Annotated in this window: 11 protein-coding genes and 1 pseudogene; 2 read left to right on the top strand and 10 right to left on the bottom strand. The window is 70.0% G+C overall.

Features of this window, described 5'->3' with window-relative positions; genetic code table 11:
* Window positions 1-39 precede the first annotated feature (39 nt).
* The 3 genes from ACF1BE_RS32105 to ACF1BE_RS32095 form a co-directional block, all read right to left on the bottom strand.
* Window positions 40-1134 carry an ABC transporter substrate-binding protein gene (locus ACF1BE_RS32105; RefSeq protein WP_392202520.1) on the bottom strand — a complete coding sequence of 365 codons (1095 nt, stop codon included), beginning with the start codon at window positions 1132-1134 and terminating at the stop codon, window positions 40-42.
* Window positions 1135-1873: 739 nt separating this feature from the next.
* Window positions 1874-2905 carry a LacI family DNA-binding transcriptional regulator gene (locus ACF1BE_RS32100; RefSeq protein WP_392202535.1) on the bottom strand — a complete coding sequence of 344 codons (1032 nt, stop codon included), beginning with the start codon at window positions 2903-2905 and terminating at the stop codon, window positions 1874-1876.
* A gap of 645 nt (window positions 2906-3550) precedes the next feature.
* Window positions 3551-4621 carry a glycoside hydrolase family 43 protein gene (locus ACF1BE_RS32095; RefSeq protein WP_392202519.1) on the bottom strand — a complete coding sequence of 357 codons (1071 nt, stop codon included), beginning with the start codon at window positions 4619-4621 and terminating at the stop codon, window positions 3551-3553.
* A gap of 740 nt (window positions 4622-5361) precedes the next feature.
* On the opposite strand from ACF1BE_RS32095, the gene ACF1BE_RS32090 reads away from it, so the two are divergent.
* Together ACF1BE_RS32090 and ACF1BE_RS32085 are read left to right on the top strand one after the other, a co-directional pair.
* Window positions 5362-7941, top strand: a complete 2580-nt coding sequence (locus ACF1BE_RS32090) for a PA14 domain-containing protein (protein WP_392202534.1) — start codon at window positions 5362-5364, stop codon at window positions 7939-7941.
* A 109-nt stretch (window positions 7942-8050) separates the two neighbouring features.
* The gene (locus ACF1BE_RS32085; protein ID WP_392202518.1) at window positions 8051-8518 is read left to right on the top strand and encodes a hypothetical protein; all 468 of its coding nucleotides are present in this window, start codon (window positions 8051-8053) and stop codon (window positions 8516-8518) included.
* On the opposite strand, the pseudogene ACF1BE_RS32080 reads toward ACF1BE_RS32085, so the two are convergent.
* The 7 genes and pseudogenes from ACF1BE_RS32080 to ACF1BE_RS32050 form a co-directional block, all read right to left on the bottom strand.
* Window positions 8473-8757: pseudogene (locus ACF1BE_RS32080) on the bottom strand (alpha/beta hydrolase); the annotation flags it as partial. The gene ACF1BE_RS32085 and the pseudogene ACF1BE_RS32080 overlap by 46 nt on opposite strands.
* 246 nt (window positions 8758-9003) lie before the next feature.
* A complete protein-coding gene (locus tag ACF1BE_RS32075) occupies window positions 9004-10251 on the bottom strand; it encodes an extracellular solute-binding protein (protein WP_392202517.1) in 1248 nt (415 codons plus the stop codon).
* Between the two features lie 304 nt (window positions 10252-10555).
* Complete coding sequence (locus ACF1BE_RS32070) at window positions 10556-11626, bottom strand: helix-turn-helix domain-containing protein (RefSeq protein ID WP_392202516.1); 1071 nt, start codon at window positions 11624-11626, stop codon at window positions 10556-10558.
* A gap of 366 nt (window positions 11627-11992) precedes the next feature.
* Window positions 11993-12571 carry a Dps family protein gene (locus ACF1BE_RS32065; protein WP_392202515.1) on the bottom strand — a complete coding sequence of 193 codons (579 nt, stop codon included), beginning with the start codon at window positions 12569-12571 and terminating at the stop codon, window positions 11993-11995.
* Between the two features lie 419 nt (window positions 12572-12990).
* Window positions 12991-13845 carry an alpha/beta fold hydrolase gene (locus ACF1BE_RS32060; protein WP_392202514.1) on the bottom strand — a complete coding sequence of 285 codons (855 nt, stop codon included), beginning with the start codon at window positions 13843-13845 and terminating at the stop codon, window positions 12991-12993.
* 118 nt (window positions 13846-13963) lie between these two features.
* A complete protein-coding gene (locus ACF1BE_RS32055; RefSeq protein ID WP_392202513.1) occupies window positions 13964-14689 on the bottom strand; it encodes an alpha/beta fold hydrolase in 726 nt (241 codons plus the stop codon).
* 451 nt (window positions 14690-15140) lie between these two features.
* On the bottom strand, window positions 15141-17441 hold the full coding sequence (locus ACF1BE_RS32050; RefSeq protein WP_392202512.1) for a helix-turn-helix domain-containing protein: 2301 nt from the start codon (window positions 17439-17441) through the stop codon (window positions 15141-15143).
* Between the last annotated feature and the right edge of the window lie 35 nt (window positions 17442-17476).

Genomic DNA, 17476 nt, shown 5'->3' with positions numbered 1-17476 from the left:
GAGCGGAGGGCCCTGGTCGGCCTCGGGCCCTCCCCTGGGTCAGTACGCCTTGCCGATGTCCTGCCTGGCGTCGCCGGCGTTGTAGGCGCTGTCCTGGATGACGATGTCCTGCGGGACTTCCTCGCCCCTGGTGAAGGTGTCCAGTGTCTGGAACGCCAGCGGACCGAAACGCGGGTTCGACTCGATGACGCCGCTGACCCATCCGTCGACGATGCCCTGGACCGCGTTGCGAGTGCCGTCCACCGTGACGATGCTGATGTCGCCGGCCTTCTTGCCGGCGCCCTTGAGCGCGGCCACCGCGCCCAGGCCCATCTCGTCGTTCTCCGCGTAGATTCCCTTGATGCCGGGCTTGGACTGGATCAGCTGCTCGGTGACCTGCTGGCCCTTCTCGCGGGCGAAGTCACCGGTCTGCTCGAAGACGACCTTCAGGTCCGGGGCCTTCTCGGCGATCCGCTCCTTGAAGCCCTTGGTGCGCTCGGTGGTGACGTTGTTCCCGGCCGAGCCGAGCAGGATGGCGACCTGCCCCTTGCCGCCCGTCGCCCGGATCATCTGGTCGGCGGCGCGCCGGCCCTGCTCGACGAAGTCCGACGCGATGAAGGAGACGTAGTCCTTGCAGGCTTCTGCGTTGATCTTGCGGTCGATCGTGATGATCGGCACCTTCCTGGCGGCGGCGGCCTGGAGCACCGGGTCCCAGCCGTCGGAATTGAGCGGGGCGATGACCAGCAGGTCGGCGCCCTTGGCGAGCAGGTCCTGCACGTCGCTGATCTGCTTGGAGAACTGTGACTGGGCGTTGGCCGTCAGCAGCTTGACTCCCCGCTTCTTCGCCTCGTCCTTGATGGACTGCGTCTCGGCGATGCGGAACGGGTTGGCCTCCTTCTCCGACTGGGAGAAGCCGACGGTCGCGTCCTTCAGGTCGACCTTCTTCCCGCCGTAGGCGTCGATGGTGCAGCCCTTGCTGCCGGCCTTCGACGTGACGACCTTCTGCTCCGTGTCGGCCGCCGTGGAGGACTGCCGCTTGCCCGAGGCGTCGTCCTCCGACTTGGTGCAGGCGGTGGCGGCCAGGGCCACCGCTGCGGCCAGGGCCACGAGCAGGGGACGGGTGAGGTGGTGAGGATGGCGAGTGGTGCGCTGCATGGTGACCCCGATCCGGGCGACGCGGAAAAGGAACTGAGGATGCTTCAGACAAGCACTGGCGGTGCTTCTGCCTCGGCGCAGGACGTTGTCCGGTCCGCCGCAAGCAGGTTTTTACATCGTTGGAAGAGTGCTGTAAACCCTTCGCGCACCGAAAACGATCAGGAGACTGGGAAACGGATGGAAGCCGGGGCCCGGTCGGCTCGCGGGCAGCGGTGTCTCACGCCGCGACCGACAGACCTGATGAACAGGCACTTCGGTGAAAGGCATGCGTGCGGACAGAACTCGGCCGCAGCCGGCCCCGGCTCGGCTTGCCGCCTTGCCGCGTGACCGACATGTGACCTCGCCCCGACGGTGATCCGCCACCGCGGGAACGCAGCGGGCACCCCGCCGTGGGCGCTCGCGGTTCCCGCGTCGCGGGGCGGCTCCCCACCCCTCGAGACCGACGGCCTCCCGGGCCGGTGACCTCTCGGCGTGTCACGAGGACTCGTAGTCACAGGCGGCTCGCCGAGCACCTCCCGCAGTGCGGACTCGCAGTACGGACTCGCCGAGGCGGGCGCGGTGGCCGCCTCCGGACTCCATGGGATCGGACCGCGCGGTCGAGTGCGCCGTGACGGCCTCCCACCGGGCCGGGGGGGCATTCCCTGCTCGTCGCCGACGAGGTCGCGCATGCCCTCCGCGACCGCGAGGACGCTCGTCCCGACCGAGCCGAGGGCGTCGCCCGCGCATCCGGTCCGGCAGGTCAACCGTTCCTGGGGCCGTTCGGCGTTCGGCCTCCCACGGTGCTCTCCCGCTCGACCAGCCGGTGGTCGACCGAGATGCGCCGGGGTTCGGGAGCATGGCCGCCGAGCCGGGCGAGGACCGACTCCACCGCGAGCCGGCCGATGGCCCCCTTGTCCGGTGAGACGGAGGTGAGGGTCACCGCGCCGAACCGGCCCTCGATCACGTCGTCGAATCCGACCACCGCGACGTCCTCGGGCACCCGCAGTCCCCACTCGTGCAGCACGCGCATCGCGCCGATGGCCATCGGGTCGTTGTAGGCGAAAACCGCGTCGGGGCGTCTGCCGGTCTCCAGGATGCGGGCCATGGCCTCCGCGCCGTCCGCGTGCCCCCAGCCGTCGGTGGCGGCGACGAGTCCGTCGTCGGTGCGCAGTCCGGCCGAGGCCAGTTCCTCGCGCCAACCGCGCACGCGCAACTGGGCGGGCTCGCTGCGACCGCGCCGGGCACCGATGAAGGCGACCTCCCGGCGGCCCAGGTCGATCAGGTGCCGGACGGCGGCGCGGGCGGCGGCGATGTTGTCGATGGCGATGTGGTCGTACGGCAGGTCGTACTCCCGCTCACCGAGCAGGACCAGGGGCACGTTCTCCGTGCGGTCGCGGAGGTCGTCGGCCTCCAGTTCGATCGGGCTGAGGATCAGTCCGTCGATGACCCGCGCCCGGAAGCCCTGACTGACCAGGATCTCCTGGTCACGCCGTCCGCCGGTGTGGTCGAGCAGCACGATGTAGTCGTGCTCGGCGGCGGCGTCGATGACGGTGGTGGCGAGTTCGGCGAAGTAGGGGTTGCCGAGTTCGGGCAGCGCGAGCGCGATGATGCCCGTGCGCCCCTTGCGCAGGTGCCGGGCGGCCAGGTTGGGCCGGTAGCCGAGCGCGTCGATCGACCGCTGGACGCGTTCCCGCATGACGGGAGTGACGTGCTGGTAGTTGTTCACCACGTTGGAGACGGTCTTGATGGAGACCCCCGCGTGCGCGGCGACGTCCTTGAGGCTGACCCGCACGTTCATCCCTTCTGAGCGTACCGACCCGGGTGGCCGGTGCGGGTCCGGCGCTTTCACCGTGAGCCCTGCGCCGACCTCTCGCGGACTGGTTTTTACAACGTTATACATGTGGCTTCATCACGCTGACAAGGCGCGGGAAACCGCCCTGCCGTCCGCCCTCGGCGGAGGTTCGTGCGGCCGGACGGCGCCCGGCCAGGAGCGATCGTGCCGTGAGGAGAAGTGTTGTGCACAAGCCCGTCGCCGGTCTACGGGCGCCCGCGCCGCCACGTCCACCGCGCCACCGCACGGCGTGCGTACCGGCGTCCACCACCCTCGAAGGAATGAGCGTCCGAAGCGTGGCGGACCAGCCGCGGGCTTCCGGCGGACCGCGCTCCGACGGCAGCGGAGTCCCCGGCCGGTGCGGCCGCCACGACCGGGTCGCGCCTTCAGCCGGCGGCACAGCCCTGGTCGTCGGACGGCCGTCGGCCCGGCCGTCGTGAAAGCCCGTGCACCGGCGCGCGCCCCCGGTTCACCGCCGGCCGAGGAGGACGGTGGGCCGGGCACGCTCACCGAAGGCGGCCTGGACGACAGCACACAGACCCGGCTGCGGCGCGCCCGCACCACCGACGCGGGGGACGAGCCGGGTCGAGCGGGAGCCGTCCCGCACTACTCGAAGAACTTGAGGCTCCAGCCGGTGTCCGTGTTCGCGCCCGGTACGCCGGCGCGACTGTAGGTGGTGTCGCCCCACCAGCAGAAGGTGCCGGTGTACCAGTAGCGGTTCTCCCAGGCGTACGGCGTGCCCTTGGGCACCGCGTGGTACATCAGGGGGAACCTCGGACCGGCGGGCGGGCTGGTGCCGATGTCACCGTCGAGGAGGACGAAGCTGTGGTGACCGGGTCCGTCGACGTGCAGGGTGGGGTCCCAGCCGGCCATCATCGTGGCACGGTGCGAGCCGAACAGGCAGCCGTTGGACTTGTACCAGTCCCAGACGTAGGTCGGATCACCACCGGCCCGTAGCCGCAGTTCGCCCAGACAGTACTGGTCGCTCCAGCTGCCGTTGGCGGAGTAGACGATGTGCAGCTGCCCGTTCGGATCCTTGACGGGCTCGGGGCCCTCGTTGATGAACGGGCTGCCGACCACCCGCTCCCAGCCTTCCCGGGGCTGCGAGATGACGTAACGTGCGCCGGTCGGCGTGACCGGGCTGCTCATGCGGGCGATGTACAGGTTCTGTTCGACGTTGCTGTCACCGGCCCAGCCGGACCAGACGAACCATCGTTGCCCGTCGAAGGTGAACAGGGTGCCGTCAATGGCCCACTTGTCGTCCGGCAGGGCCAGTTCCGCTTCGCGGGTGTAGCCGCTGTCCGGGGCGGCGGAGCTGATGACGTACATGCGGTGCGCCGGTCCGCGACCGGCGGAGAAATAGATGTAGTAGCGGCCTCCGTCGCGCACGATCTCGGGGGCCCAGATTTCACCGAGGCTGCGTGTGTCCGACCAGACCCGCCGGGCGGCCGCCGAGGCGAGCGCGTCCGTCGAGGGAGCCTGCCGCACGAGGATGCCGTCACCGGCGGACTGCACCGAGATGTAGGTGCCGCCGGCCCGGAGCACGCTCGGGTCGGCGGCCCGCAGACCCGTCTGCCCGGCCCGAGCGGGCTCGGCGGACACGAGGGCCAGTACGGCGGTCAGCAGGCCGGACAGCAGGAGGGCGGCAGCGCCCGTAAGGCAGCGAGATGGCTTCATCGTCCCATTCCCTGGTCGTCCTCCGCTTCGGCACCGAGCCGACGACCAGGCGGCGGAGGTGCGGACGGCATCCGGTCAGAACCGCGCCGGAGAGGGCGGTGGGCGATCCTGGCCGCCCGGCACCCGGCTTCCGTACCGGGCTCTGCATCGATGGAATACGTGCTCTCAGCATTGGGATGGGCACTGAACATGTCAACGCCGCTGACAGGCCGAGCCGTTCCGGACACTCACCGCACGGGTTCACTTGGTCGCCTCGGCGTAGCGGTTGGTGTCCGGAACGGCAGGTCGACGCGGGGGGGGGGCGGGTGCGTTCCGCACCACATCCGTTTGGGCTGGGCCGTGAGGGACATGGGCCGACGCCGGGCGTGAGGGGTGCTCCGACCGCGCCGGCCGGGTGGCGCACGCCCCTTGACCCTGGGTCCACGGCCGCCTCGCCGGGACATCGGGGCGGCCGGACTCCGGGAGCCTCGACGGTGCCCTCGGCCGGACTGCCGTGCTCCCGGCGGTGGGCGTCAAGCACTCCCCTGGGCGGGCCACCGGGTGCGTCTCTCGTACCCGACGCTCATGAGGGCGAGACGACAAGGGGTGCCGCACGGAGGCCCTGCACGACTCTGGACAGGCGGCCGGACGCCATGCTGTCATGCCCATTGCTCTCTCCTTCCAACGTTGTACAACGGCACGACGAACCGTCAGCTCACCATTCGAGGAGACAAGTGAGCCCCAGCAGAAGCCGACAGCGAATGGCCGTGCTGCTCGCCGCAGCCCTCGGCATCACCGGTCTCGCCACAGCTCCGTCCGCGACGGCCGCCGACTCCACCGCACAACCGCACGGCCTCAAGGGCGAGTACTACACCCAGTCCGCCCCGGGAGCCTTCGACTTCCATGACCTGAAGGCGACCGCCTTCGACCCCGACATCGACTTCGGCAACCTCGAGCCCCGTCTCCAGTCCGCCACCGGCCGGAACGACGACGTGAGTGTCCGCTGGACCGGCAAGGTCGTGCCGGAGAAGACCGGCCCCACCACCTTCTCGATGACCGGCGACAACGGCTTCCGGCTGTGGGTCGACGGCAAGCTGACCATCGACCACTGGGTCGACGACTGGGACAGGGAACAGACCTCGCAGCCGGTGGAACTGACCGCCGGCAAGGCGTACGACGTCAAGGTCGAGTACTTCGAGCACTTCGGCGGGTCCAACCTCCACCTGCGCTGGACCGAGCCGGGAGAGGCGAAGGAAGCGATCCCGTCCTCGGCCTTCCGTCTGCCCGACGGCTTCGACTACGACGGCGCCCTCGCCGCCACCGTCCTCGAAGGCGGCCGCACCCTCAAGCTGGACTTCGCCCAGGCACTCACCGCGCCGCCGGCCGGCGTCACCGACCACATCGACGCCGTGATCGGCGGAGCCAAGTGGCCGCTCGGCACGGCCACGGCCGATCCCGGCGACCCCAGGTCCCTGCTCGTGGCGCTCAAGGAGCCCGTAGTCGGTGACAAGACCGGCACCGCGCCCGGCCTCGCCGACGTCCACTATGACGGCAAGGGGGGCCTCGGCACCCAGGACGGCAAGGCCATCGGGGCTTTCTGGAGCAGCGGCCCCAACCACTCCACGTACGAGCTGCGCACCCCATGGGCGGACGAGGTCACTCCCGGCAACGCCCACCCCGAATACCCCCGCCCCCAGCTCACCCGCGACACCTGGCGGAACCTGAACGGCACCTGGCAGTTCGCCGCCGCCGCGCCCGGCGAGCAGCCACCGGTCGGCAGGCAGCTGGGCGAACGGATCCTCGTCCCGTACCCGGTCGAGTCCCAGCTGTCGGGAATCGAACGGCACGAGGACCGGATGTGGTACCGGCGCACCTTCACCGTCCCGGCCGACTGGAGAATCGGCTCGGGCAGACACCTGCAGCTGAACTTCGGCGCCGTCGACTGGCAGGCCGAGGTGTACGTCAACGGCACCAAGGTCGCGGAACACAAGGGCGGCTACGACAAGTTCACCGCGGACATCACCGACGCCCTCGAACGCGGCCGTACCCAGGAGCTGATCGTCGGTGTCTACGACCCGACGGACGCCGCCGCCGGGGAGAACCCGCCGGTCGGCAAGCAGCGCACCGACCCCAGCGGCATCTGGTACACCCCGTCGTCCGGTATCTGGCAGACCGTCTGGATGGAGCCGGTCGCGGCCGACCATGTCGACACGCTCAAGCTCACCCCCGACGTTCCGGCGGGCACGCTCACCGTCGAACCGCAAGGCGTGCGGGCCGGACTCCCGGTGCGGGCCACCGCGTACGACGGTCACCGCAAGGTCGCCACGGCCGTCGGCCGCAGCGGCGAACCCCTCACGCTGAGGATCCCGCACGCGCGCCCGTGGTCACCCGCCGACCCCTTCCTGTACGACCTGAAGGTGAGCGTCGGCGGCGACCGCGTCGGCAGCTACTTCGGGATGCGCTCCATCGCGGTCGAGAAGGTGAACGGCGTCCCGCGCACCGTCCTCAACGGCAGGCCCGTCTTCATGATGGCCACGCTGGACCAGGGCTTCTGGCCGGACGGCCTGCACACCGCGCCCACCGACGCGGCCCTCGCCCACGACCTGAAGATGCACAAGGCGATGGGGTTCAACGCGGTCCGCAAGCACATCAAGGTGGAGCCCGACCGTTGGTTCTACTGGGCCGACCGGCTGGGCCTGCTGGTCTGGCAGGACATGCCGGCGATGAGCAGGGTGCCCGACACGTCCGCCGAGCGTGCCGAGTACGAGCACGAGATGAAGCAGATGATCGACGAGCACATCAGCAGCCCGTCGGTCGTCATGTGGGTCACCTTCAATGAAGGCTGGGGCCAGTACGACATGGCCCGCATCGCCGACCAGGCCAAGTCCTGGGACCCGACCCGGCTGGTCGACAGTATGTCGGGCCTGAACCTCGGCGCGGACGGCGGCACCGGCGACATCATGGACGAACACGGCTACCCGAGTCCGGCGCTGCCGCCACACCCCGACGGCAAGCGTGCCCTGGTCAGCGGCGAGTACGGCGGTCTCGGCCTCGCGGTGCCCGGTCACGCCTGGTCGGTGCAGCAGTCGTACGTCGACGTCGATCCGACGCGGTACACGGACGACTATCTGGCGAAGCTCGCCGAGGTGCACGCACTGGCCTGCAAGGGCGGCAACGGCGCCGTCTACACCCAGATCTCGGACGTCGAAGGCGAGCTCAACGGCTTGATGACGTACGACCGGAAAGTCGTCAAGCCCGATGTGCGGCGGCTCCAGGCGGCCCAGCACGCGCTGATCGACGACGCGTCACAGGCCACCCCGGCCGGCTGCTCGACCCCCTGACGAGGCCCGTCAAGCGGTCCGGCGTGCTTCGTCCCTGCCCTCTCCCGCTCCGGTACCAGGAGCGGGAGAGGAGTCTCATCGCCACCGGGATGGGCGGTGAACGCGGCGGTTGAACATCGAAGTACCGGCCGGATACGACACTTCGCGGGGCTGGCAGCTCTCGGGGAAGCAGCTCGGTACGCACGCCGTGCTGCCGCATGCCGGCGCGATAGCCACGATGACCAGCGCGGGGTCCGCCTACCGGGTGACCCTGCGAGATGCTGCGACGGGCCGGGTCCCCTGGACCGGCAAGCCGTTCGAGGAGCTCTCCGAGAGTGAGGCGCCCGGCCTCGTCGTCGTTCCGGTCGGCGGCAAGGACTGCCTGGTGACCTGGTCCCGGGGCGACAAGGGCGGGGACGCCCTGTCCAAGGCCAAGCAGGTGTACGCCGTGGACACCTACGCCGCCGACAGCTCGGGCGACACCGTCGCGCCCGAGCACCATGTCGAGGTCCCGGCGACCGATCACGGCACGGGCCGAGTCACCGGCGCGGGGGCGATCTCCGCCTCGTCGTGCGCCGTGCGCGGCCGGTCGCCGTGACCGGGTGCGTCGATGACGGCGGCGTGCAAGCCGCAGCCGGTCACGAGGAGACGGGCGCGGCCGGACATCGCCGGGTGCTTCTTGTGGTTGCCGCCGCCGTGAGCCATCAGGACCAGGGGCGCGCGATCGGCTGCGCCGGAAGCCGGAAACCGGAGAACGCCGGGGACACCGCCCACGACGAAGTCGCGTTCGACCATGCCGTTCGACGACGACTCGGCGGTGAACTGCAGAGAGTGCACAGGTGTTGCTTTCGGGAGTGCCTTGTTGTCGAGGCGCTCCCGGCGACACCTACGTCAGTCGCCGGCCGTGACGGGAAGGGGGAGCACCCACGTCTCTACAGCGTTCATGGGTCTCACCTCCTGGGCGGTGTCACGGTCGACCGAAAACTACCAGCCCGATGATCATCCCTCAACGCACTTCCCCGCCACGCCGTCCGGAACGCCCCTGCCACCGCGTCCGGCGGAAGGAAGCGGCCGACTCGAGCGTCAGGAACCGGTCGCGATGCGCTGCGCCCGCCGGAGTGCCTCCTCAGGTGTCGCCTCGCCCGTCAGCGCCGACTGGATCGCCGTGTAGATGCCGGTCGCCACCTTCGGCCACTCCACGCCGACACGGCTGGTACGGGCGCGGGCCCTCTTGACGGCGTCGGCGAAAACGGCCATGGACGGCGTCTGCTCGGCGTATTCGGCGGCCAGTGAGGTACGGGACGGCACAGTGGAGTACTCCTTGGCCACGGCCAGCGAGTTGCCGGGACTGTTGAGACAGGCGAGGACCTGCGCGGCCTTCTTCCGGCGAGCCTCGGAGGCGCTCCGGGGGACCGTCCACACCTCGCCGCCCAGCGGCGTGACGAGGGACTGCCCCTTCTTGCGGACCGGCAGGGGCGCGATCCCCCAGTGGAGGTCCTGGGCATCCTTCAGGGCGGAGATCCGCCAAGGTCCGTTGATCATCATCGCGGCCTTGCCCGCGGCGAACTGGTCGTGCACGTCGGCCTGGTTCCAGGTCAATGCCGACCTCGACACCGATCCGCTCCGCACCAGATCCACCCACAGCCGGAGCGCCTGCACGGCCTGCGGGCTGTCCAGCTCCGTCTCCTTCCCGCCGTTGGACCACAGGAAGGGCAGGAACTGCCAGCTGCCCTCGAAAGTCGCGTTCGCATCGACCGCCAGCCCGTAGCGGCCGGGGCGGGTCAGCTCGGCCGCCGCTGCCTCCAGTTCGTCCCAGGTGCGCGGCACGGCGACACCCGCCTCGTCGAGCATGTCCTTGTTGTAGAAGAGGGCGACGGTGTTCACCGCAGGCGCCAGCCCGTACACCTGCCCCTTGTAGGTTCCGGCGGACAGGATGCCCCGGGCGTAACCGCTGAAGTCGATGCCGTACCGGCTCAGAGGGGTCAGCATGCCGGTCCGAGCGACCTGCTGGACATCGGGATTGTCCAGCATGAGCAGGTCGGGAGGCGTCCGCGAGGACGCCTGCCGCAGGACCGTGGAGACGAGCGCGGGCCCCGGAACACTGCGGTGCTCGACCCTGACACCTGCGGTCCTGCCGCAGGCGGTCAGCCGCTCGCCCCATTGCGCGTGTTCGGTGCTGTCGGTGTAGTAGTCGAGCGCAGTGATGGTGGTGGCCTCGTCCGCGGACGAGGCCCCGCTCCCGTTCGCACACCCGGGGACAACCGATACCAGAGCGGCCGACGCGAGGAGAGCGGCGAGGCGCCGCCCTGCCGGTCTGACCGCTGAGCCCATGACGCTTTCCCCTGCCCCTGCCCCTGCCCGGATGACATTCGTTCGACATGTCGCGAGCGGGAGCCGATCCGAGAAGTCCCACAGTGACCGGAGCATCGTAGAGCTGACCGGGGGATTCCGGAAAATGAGTGGAAACCGTCCCCTCGGCGCCCGGCGGTGTCGGCGGGCACGGCTGTCCGACCGATGCCCGCCTCACCCCGGATCAGAGCCGACGCTCCGCTGCCGTGGGGCGTCGACTGCCGGTGCCGTCGGCGGACCCGACGGACGCGCGGAACGCGAGCCCGTTGTGACGGCCTTTCCCGTTTCAGGCTGCCGTGTCCTCGGCCTCACGCCGGGACGAAGGGGGGCCGGGGCGCTGAAAGCGCAGCTCGGTCGTGGCCGTCTGCGCCGTGGACATGTCACCCGGGGCAGCCACACCGGGCTGTCGGACCGCCGAGCTCCGCCACTCGGCGGGGGACATCCCGTACATCGCCCGGAACGCGCGACTGAAGTGGGAGGCGCTGGTGAACCCCCATCGGCGGGCCACCGCGGAGATCGTGCGGTCCACCGTCCCGCGGCGGGCCAGCTCGCGACGGCACTCCTGGAGCCGACGGCGCCGGATCCACCGGTTGACGGTGGTGTCCTCGTGCTCGAAGAGCTTGTGCAGGTAGCGAACGGAGATGCGGTGGGCGTGGGCTATGGAGTCCGGGGTCAGGTCCGGATCGGCGAGGTTTCCGTCGATGAACGCCTGGATGCGCGGCAGCAGGTACCGTGCGGCGCCCGGCGCGTCCCCCGACTCCCGGTGCAGCCGCTCCTCGGTCAGGATCGAGAACAGGTCCACGACATGGCGCACGAGGGACTCGCCGGTGCCGGAGGACAACGTCGGCACCGTGTCTCCGAGCTTGATCAACAGAGGTGACAGCAATGAGCCCGACGGGGTGTCGGGTCGTATGGGCGTTGTCATCAACTGCCGCAGGCCCGAATCGGTCAGGCCCAGGAGCCGCTGCGGGAGAAGGAGACATGTCACGTGGAACACGGAGCCGAAGTCGACCCGCAGCGGCCGGGTCATGTCGAAGAAGAGGGTGTCCCCAGGATGCAGGTGCGCGACCCTGTCGTCGTTCTCGACGACAACGGCACCCTTGACCACCGACATGACGACCAGTGGTTCGTCAGGGCCGGACGCGGCCGGACGCTCGGGCCGCTGTACCCGCATGGCGCCGCCCTCCACCCTGGTCACCTGCACGGGACCGAGCCGAGAGGTCCGGATGGTTCCCCGGCAGTCCCCGCCGTCGGGTACGCGCACGTCGACCGCTGTGAACGTGCGGGACAGGGCGTCTTGCCAGTACGCCAGTCTTCGGTCGGCAGGGACCGCCGCCGTGGTGTGGAGGATTTCCATCGACGGTCTTCCTGTTCCCCACGCGCCTGCGTCCGATGACATGTTCTCTGCCCTTCAGCCGGTGTATCTCCGGACACCGTGCCAACTGGCCCGGACCGGCACATCGCGTGAACACGCTAGATGTGCGGTGAAGGCTGTCCGAGCCTGTGGGAAGCACCTCGCCGGTGCGCGCTGCGCCTCCGCGGGGAGAAGGTTCCGGCGCGGCGGGGCAGTGATCGAGGGAGCACAGGCCGCGATCGCGTGAGACACGAAAGCAGTGATCGAGGGCCGCGTCCCGTGCCGGGACGCGGCCCTCGACCTCTTCGCTCCGCGAAGCGGTGTGGTTCCGTGAAGAGATTCAGCGGTTCGCGGCGCCCGATCATTCGGTCAGACGCGGACCAGCGGTGTGTCGACCAGGTGCTCGGCCAGGAACCACGCCTGGAGTTCGCCGGTTCTGATCAACTGCGACACCAGCAGGTCATTGGTGCCGTCGTCCCCCATCTCGGCGGCGCGAGCGGCGGCGTCGTGGGCGTCGATGAGGATGGTCTCGTGTGCCTCCAGCAGGCGGGAGAGCATCGCCGGCACCTCCTCCACGCCGTCCGGAGGCCGCGGGATCGACGTGATCTCCGCGACGTGCCGGGGATCGCCCACCGCCACGCCGCCCAGGGACTGCACGCGTTCGGCGATGGTGTCGACCAGTTCGAGCTGTTCTGCGGCGTGCTTGTCCAGCAGGAGGTGCAGTTGGTAGAAGGTCGCCCCGCGCAGCAGCCAGTGGTGCTTCTTGTACAGGCCGTACAGGATCTGGGTGTCCGCCAGAGCCTTGTTCAGGCGCTGGCAGGAGTACATCCGCGCCTCGTAGGACAGGCCGAGCGGGTACTGCCTCACCGTCCCGAAAGCCTGGATCACCTCGCCCTTCTGGTGCAGCCAGGGCTGGCTGCCGCTCACGTGGTTCGAGCTGCTGGTCATGATGCGCCTCCTGTGGTGCCGTACGTTCTGGGGGGAGGCTAGGCGGGACGATGTGACCCTCTTTGCTCCGCGATGCACACGGTGGTGCCCGAGAGCGCACGAAGCTCGCACCGCCGCACCAGGTGACGAATCCAGCGCCGCCGGTCGCGGCGCCGTTCGCAGGCCCGAGCCCCCGGTGGTGCCGCTTGGAGGCTCTCGGCGTGCGTGCGTGGAACACTCCGGCCGTGTCTCGACGAGAGGGTCCGCCCACTCCATGGCAGATCCCGCCCCTCGATGCGATGGCGTGCCGCCTTCCGTCGCTCGTTCACCGGCGGAAGGCGGCGCTGCCGGACGGCACGAGCGGCACAGTCCGGGATCGTGCGCTGCCGGGCGTCTCTCCGCGTACGCCGGCCTCGGTCACCCGAGTGTTCCGGTGGTGGTCAGTGACCGGCTCGGACGGTGCGCGCGGCGTCGAGGATCAGGTCGGTCACGGCACGCGGGTCGCTCACCGAGACCGCGTGCGGCGCGTGGACGGTGACCGTGCGGGCCTTGGCGCGCGTGGCCATCCACCGCTGCGCAGCCGGCGGTATGTTGCGGTCCTCGGAGGCGACGAGGTACCAGTTGGGCAGCTTCTTCCAGGCCGCCTCAGTGGCTCGTTCCTCGAGCGCCGCCACGGTGATCGGACGCTGTCCGACGGCCATCGTCCGCGCCGTGACGAGCGGGACGCCGGCCGCGAACTGCCGGGGGAACAGGTCCTGCCGGATGAGCAGTTCATCGCCCTGTCCACCACCGGGCAGAGGGTACTTCTGGGTCACGGTGGTCTCAGCCAGGGAACTGCCCGGGTACTTGGCTGCCAGTGACGAGGCGCTCTCGCCCACGTCCGGGACGAAGGCCGCCACGTAGACCAATCCCTTGACATCGGCGGCCCCGACCGCGGCGCGGCTGATGACCGATCCCCCGTAGGAGTGTCCGACCAGCACGATCGGGCCCTGGACGCTGTCCAGGACACTGCGCACATGGGCGGCGTCACCGGCGAGTCCGCGCAGCGGGACCGGCGGGGCCACGACGCGGTGGCCGTGGCGCTGGAGCGTCTTCACCACGGGGGCCCAGCTGGAGGCGTCGGTGAAGGCGCCGTGGACCAGCACGATGGTGGGCAGTGTGCGGTTGTCCTGCGACGCCGGAACGGCAGCCGGGCCTGCCTTTGGAGCCGAGTTCGCGGCACCGGTCGCACCCAGGGCGGCGGCACCGGCCAGCATGGAGACGGTCATGGTGCGACGTGAGATCGAAGCGTTCATATCGGGCTTTCTGATCGGGGTGGTGGTCCTCTGCCGTACCGTCAGCGACGCCCACGGGCGCGGCGGTGGGCCGCTCAACGGAGGGCCGTGTCACGGCGGAAGGACCGGCGGGGACCGGTTACTTCGAGGTGGCCCTGACGGCTTCCTCGATGAGGGCGACGACGCGCTCGGGGTGGGCGAGCATGACGAGGTGGGAGGAGTCGACCTCGACGGTGGTCATGCCGGCACGCTGGTAACCGAAGCGCTCGACGTCGGGGTTGATGGTGTGGTCCGAGGAGGACACCAGACCCCAGGACGGCTTCGTCTTCCAGGCCGCCACCGGAGCGGCCTCCGCGAACGCCTGTGCGGCCAGGGGACGCTGGGAGACAGCCAGGACCGCGGCGACATCGGGGTCGACGTCCGCAGCGAAGATCGCCGGGAACTTGTCGACCTCCACCGACACATCGGTACCCGGCGTGTCGGACCCCTCGACCGGGAACGGCGTGTAGACCAGCGCCGCCGCCAGATCGGAATCCGGGAACCGGCCCTGGAGCTCACCCAGGCTCTCGCCCGCCTCGAGGGCGTAACCCGACAGGTAGACCAGCCCCTTGACGTTGTCCTCCACGCCGGCCACCGTGATCACGGCACCACCGTAGGAGTGGCCGACCAGGACGACCGGGCCGTCGATCTGACGGACCACCGAGGCCACGTAAGCCGCGTCCCCGATCAGACTCCGGTTGGGCACAGCCGGAGCGACGACCTTCAGACCACGCTCCAGCAGCCCCGGAATGACACTGGCATAGCTGGACGCATCGGCGAAGGCACCGTGCACCAGAACAACGGTCGGACTCTCGGAAAGGGACATGGCGGATCCTTCTGCAGTGGCTCGGAAGCGGGTGGGACGGCTCGGTCTCGTGCTCTCGTCGGCAGGAGCCGAACACCGAGGCCGAGTCTGCTCAGGACCCGGGAGCCGACTTGTCCGAGTGTGCATGTTCTCGGTTCCGTGAGTGCCCTCACGGCTGCCGGGCCTCCGGCCGGTGGGCGCCCGCACGGGTGGCAGCCGACGCAGGTGCTCGTCCATGGTCACGGCGCTCGTGTTCCGGCGGTGCCGCCCCGCACGCCGCACCGCTGCCCGACCGGTCCACCTGCGCATCAGCGCGCGAACACCTCGCGCAGACGGGCTTCCTGCTTCCTGGCGAGGTCGGATCGAATCAGCACCGCGTCCTCCTTGGCGGCGGCACCCGCGTGAACGGGTCCCGCACCGCCGCCCTCCCCTCGTGCGGTGTCGGCACACTCCATGCGCTCACAGAGGAGGGTCACCGTGACTTCACGGAGCCCGGGCGAGAGAGTCGGACACGCGCCTCCAGGAGGCGCTGGGGGTCCGCATCGGAGCCGAGCGAGACACAGGCATGGAAAGCCTCCCGGGCCTCGGTCTCCCGGCCTGCGGACAGGAGAACCTCTCCCAGGTGGCAGAGATGCATGCTCTTCACGGAAAGGTTCCCGAGGTCGTCACAGAGGCGGATCGCGGCGTTGAGGTACGCGATCGCTTCCTCCCACCTCTCCAGCAGAGCGAAGGTCCTGCCGATTCCGGAGACGATGCCGACGCGTGACGTCCCGGCGATGTACGGCTCCATGAGATCGCCGGCCTCGTCCAGGAACGACAGCGTCCGCTGGTACGAATCGAGGGCTGCCGCGCCCAGGCCCTGGGTCAGAAGATTGAGCGACCGGCCGAGCAGGCACTGCAGACTGCCGTGCGGATCGCCTGCCGACTCCAACAGTGACGCTGCGCGGCCGTAGCAGTCGCTCGCCTCCGCGAGGCTTCCGAGATTCCGGTAGGCCCAGGCTCGGTAGTAGGAGGACCCCGCCTGTTGCGGTACGTCCCCGGTGCGCAGCGCCACCGCCAGCGCCTGTCCGGACACGGGCAGGCTGTCGGCGGGACTGCTTTCGCACACGATGAGGGTCCACGCGTAGTAATTGAGGTGGGTGGCTCTGGAGGTCTCGTCACCCAGAGCCTCGGCGCTGCGCGCGGCCATGCTGAACACGTCGGGCCAGTTTCCCCAGAAGATCCACTGGTCGGAGAACCGGTGCAGGGCCTCGGCCACCTCCACCACCGTGGCATGGTCCCCGGCGTCCGCCGCGGCGTGCAGGGCGGCCAGCCAGTTGATCCCCTGCAGCTGCAGCCACCGGCGAGCCAGGTCGGCGGAGGACAGGTCCACCAGTTCCTGCCGGCTCGCCGGAGGCGCACCGTGGCCCGGCTCGAACCAGCGGCCCGCGACGATGGTCGTCTCCAGAAGCCAGCGGTACAGGTCGGCCCGCACCTGTTCCCCTCCCTCCCGGCCCTCGTCGGCCTCGAGGCGGCCGTGCGCGTACAGGCGCAGCAGGTCGCGCATCCTGAACCGGTCGCCGTGGGTGCCGAGCAGCCCTGCCTCGACCAACTCCTCCAGGACTTCCTCCGCCGACAGGAGATCCTGCGCGAGCAGAACTGCGGCACAAGCCACCCCCGCGTCAGGACCCGGCACGACGGACAGTCGTCTGAACAACCGGGCGGCGTCCGGCGTCAGCTGGCGGTACGAGAGGTCGAACGCGGCCGACACCGTCCTGTCCCCGGCGACCAGGGCGTCCAGGCGACGCTCCTCCACGGCCAGTCGGTCGGCCAGGCGGCGCACCGTCCAGCCGGCCCGTGTCGCCAGCCAGCTGCCGGCCAGCCGCAGGGCAAGCGGAAGGTACCCGCACTGCCGGGCCACATCGCTGAGCGCGGACGGATCGCTGGAGGCGCGCTCCTCTCCGATGATGCCGGTGAGGAAGGCGATGGCCTCCTCGGCGGCCATCTCCCCCAGGCTCAGCCGGTGCACGTTCCGCAGCCCGGTGAGCACCCTTCGGCTGGTCACCATCACCATGGCCCGGCCACGCGCAGGCAGTAGCGGCTGTACCTGGGCTTCGTCGCGGGCGTTGTCGAACACCAGCAGGCTCTGCCGGTCGGCGAGAAGGTTCTGGTACAGCGCGGCCTGACCCCGCGGGCCGGCTTCGACGAGTTCCGCGTCCGCTACGTGGAATGCCTTGAGCACGCCCAGCATGAGTTCCGCCGTGGACGGCGGCTCCTCGTCCATGCCGCGCAGGTCCAGGACCATCTGGCCATCGGGGAATCGATCCGCCAGCTTCTGGGCCGCGTGCAGAGCGAGCGCGGTCTTCCCCGTACCGGGCGGGCCCGACACGGCCACCACCACGGGCCGGGAGCCGGCGCCCGCGGACTCGGCGCCGTCGGCCCCGGGTACCGCGTTTCCGACCGCCAGCGTCGCCAACGACACCAACTCGTGCTCGCGTCCGATGAAATCGTTGATCCCGCGGGGAAAGGTACGAACGGCAACGGGGCCGAAGTCGCCTGCACGTCCCACTCGTGCGGCCGCCAGCAGCTGGTCACGCTGGTTCTCGTCCAGCTTCAGACCATCGGCGAGGGCAGCCACCGTACGCCGCTGCGGAGCCGCACGCCGCCCCCGCTCCAGATCCCCGATCCCGCGGACACTGACGCCCGAGGCCTCGGCGAGACCCTCGATGGTCAGGAACGCGTTGACCCGGAACTGCCGCAACAGCGCTCCGAATCCCTGTCCTCCGGCGCTCACGTGGCTCGTCCCCTTCTGTCACAAGGGACCAGCGG

The sequence above is a fragment of the Streptomyces sp. NPDC014991 genome, assembly GCF_043080665.1.
Taxonomy (GTDB): Bacteria; Actinomycetota; Actinomycetes; order Streptomycetales; family Streptomycetaceae; genus Streptomyces.
This window is presented reverse-complemented; position numbering and strand designations above follow the sequence as displayed.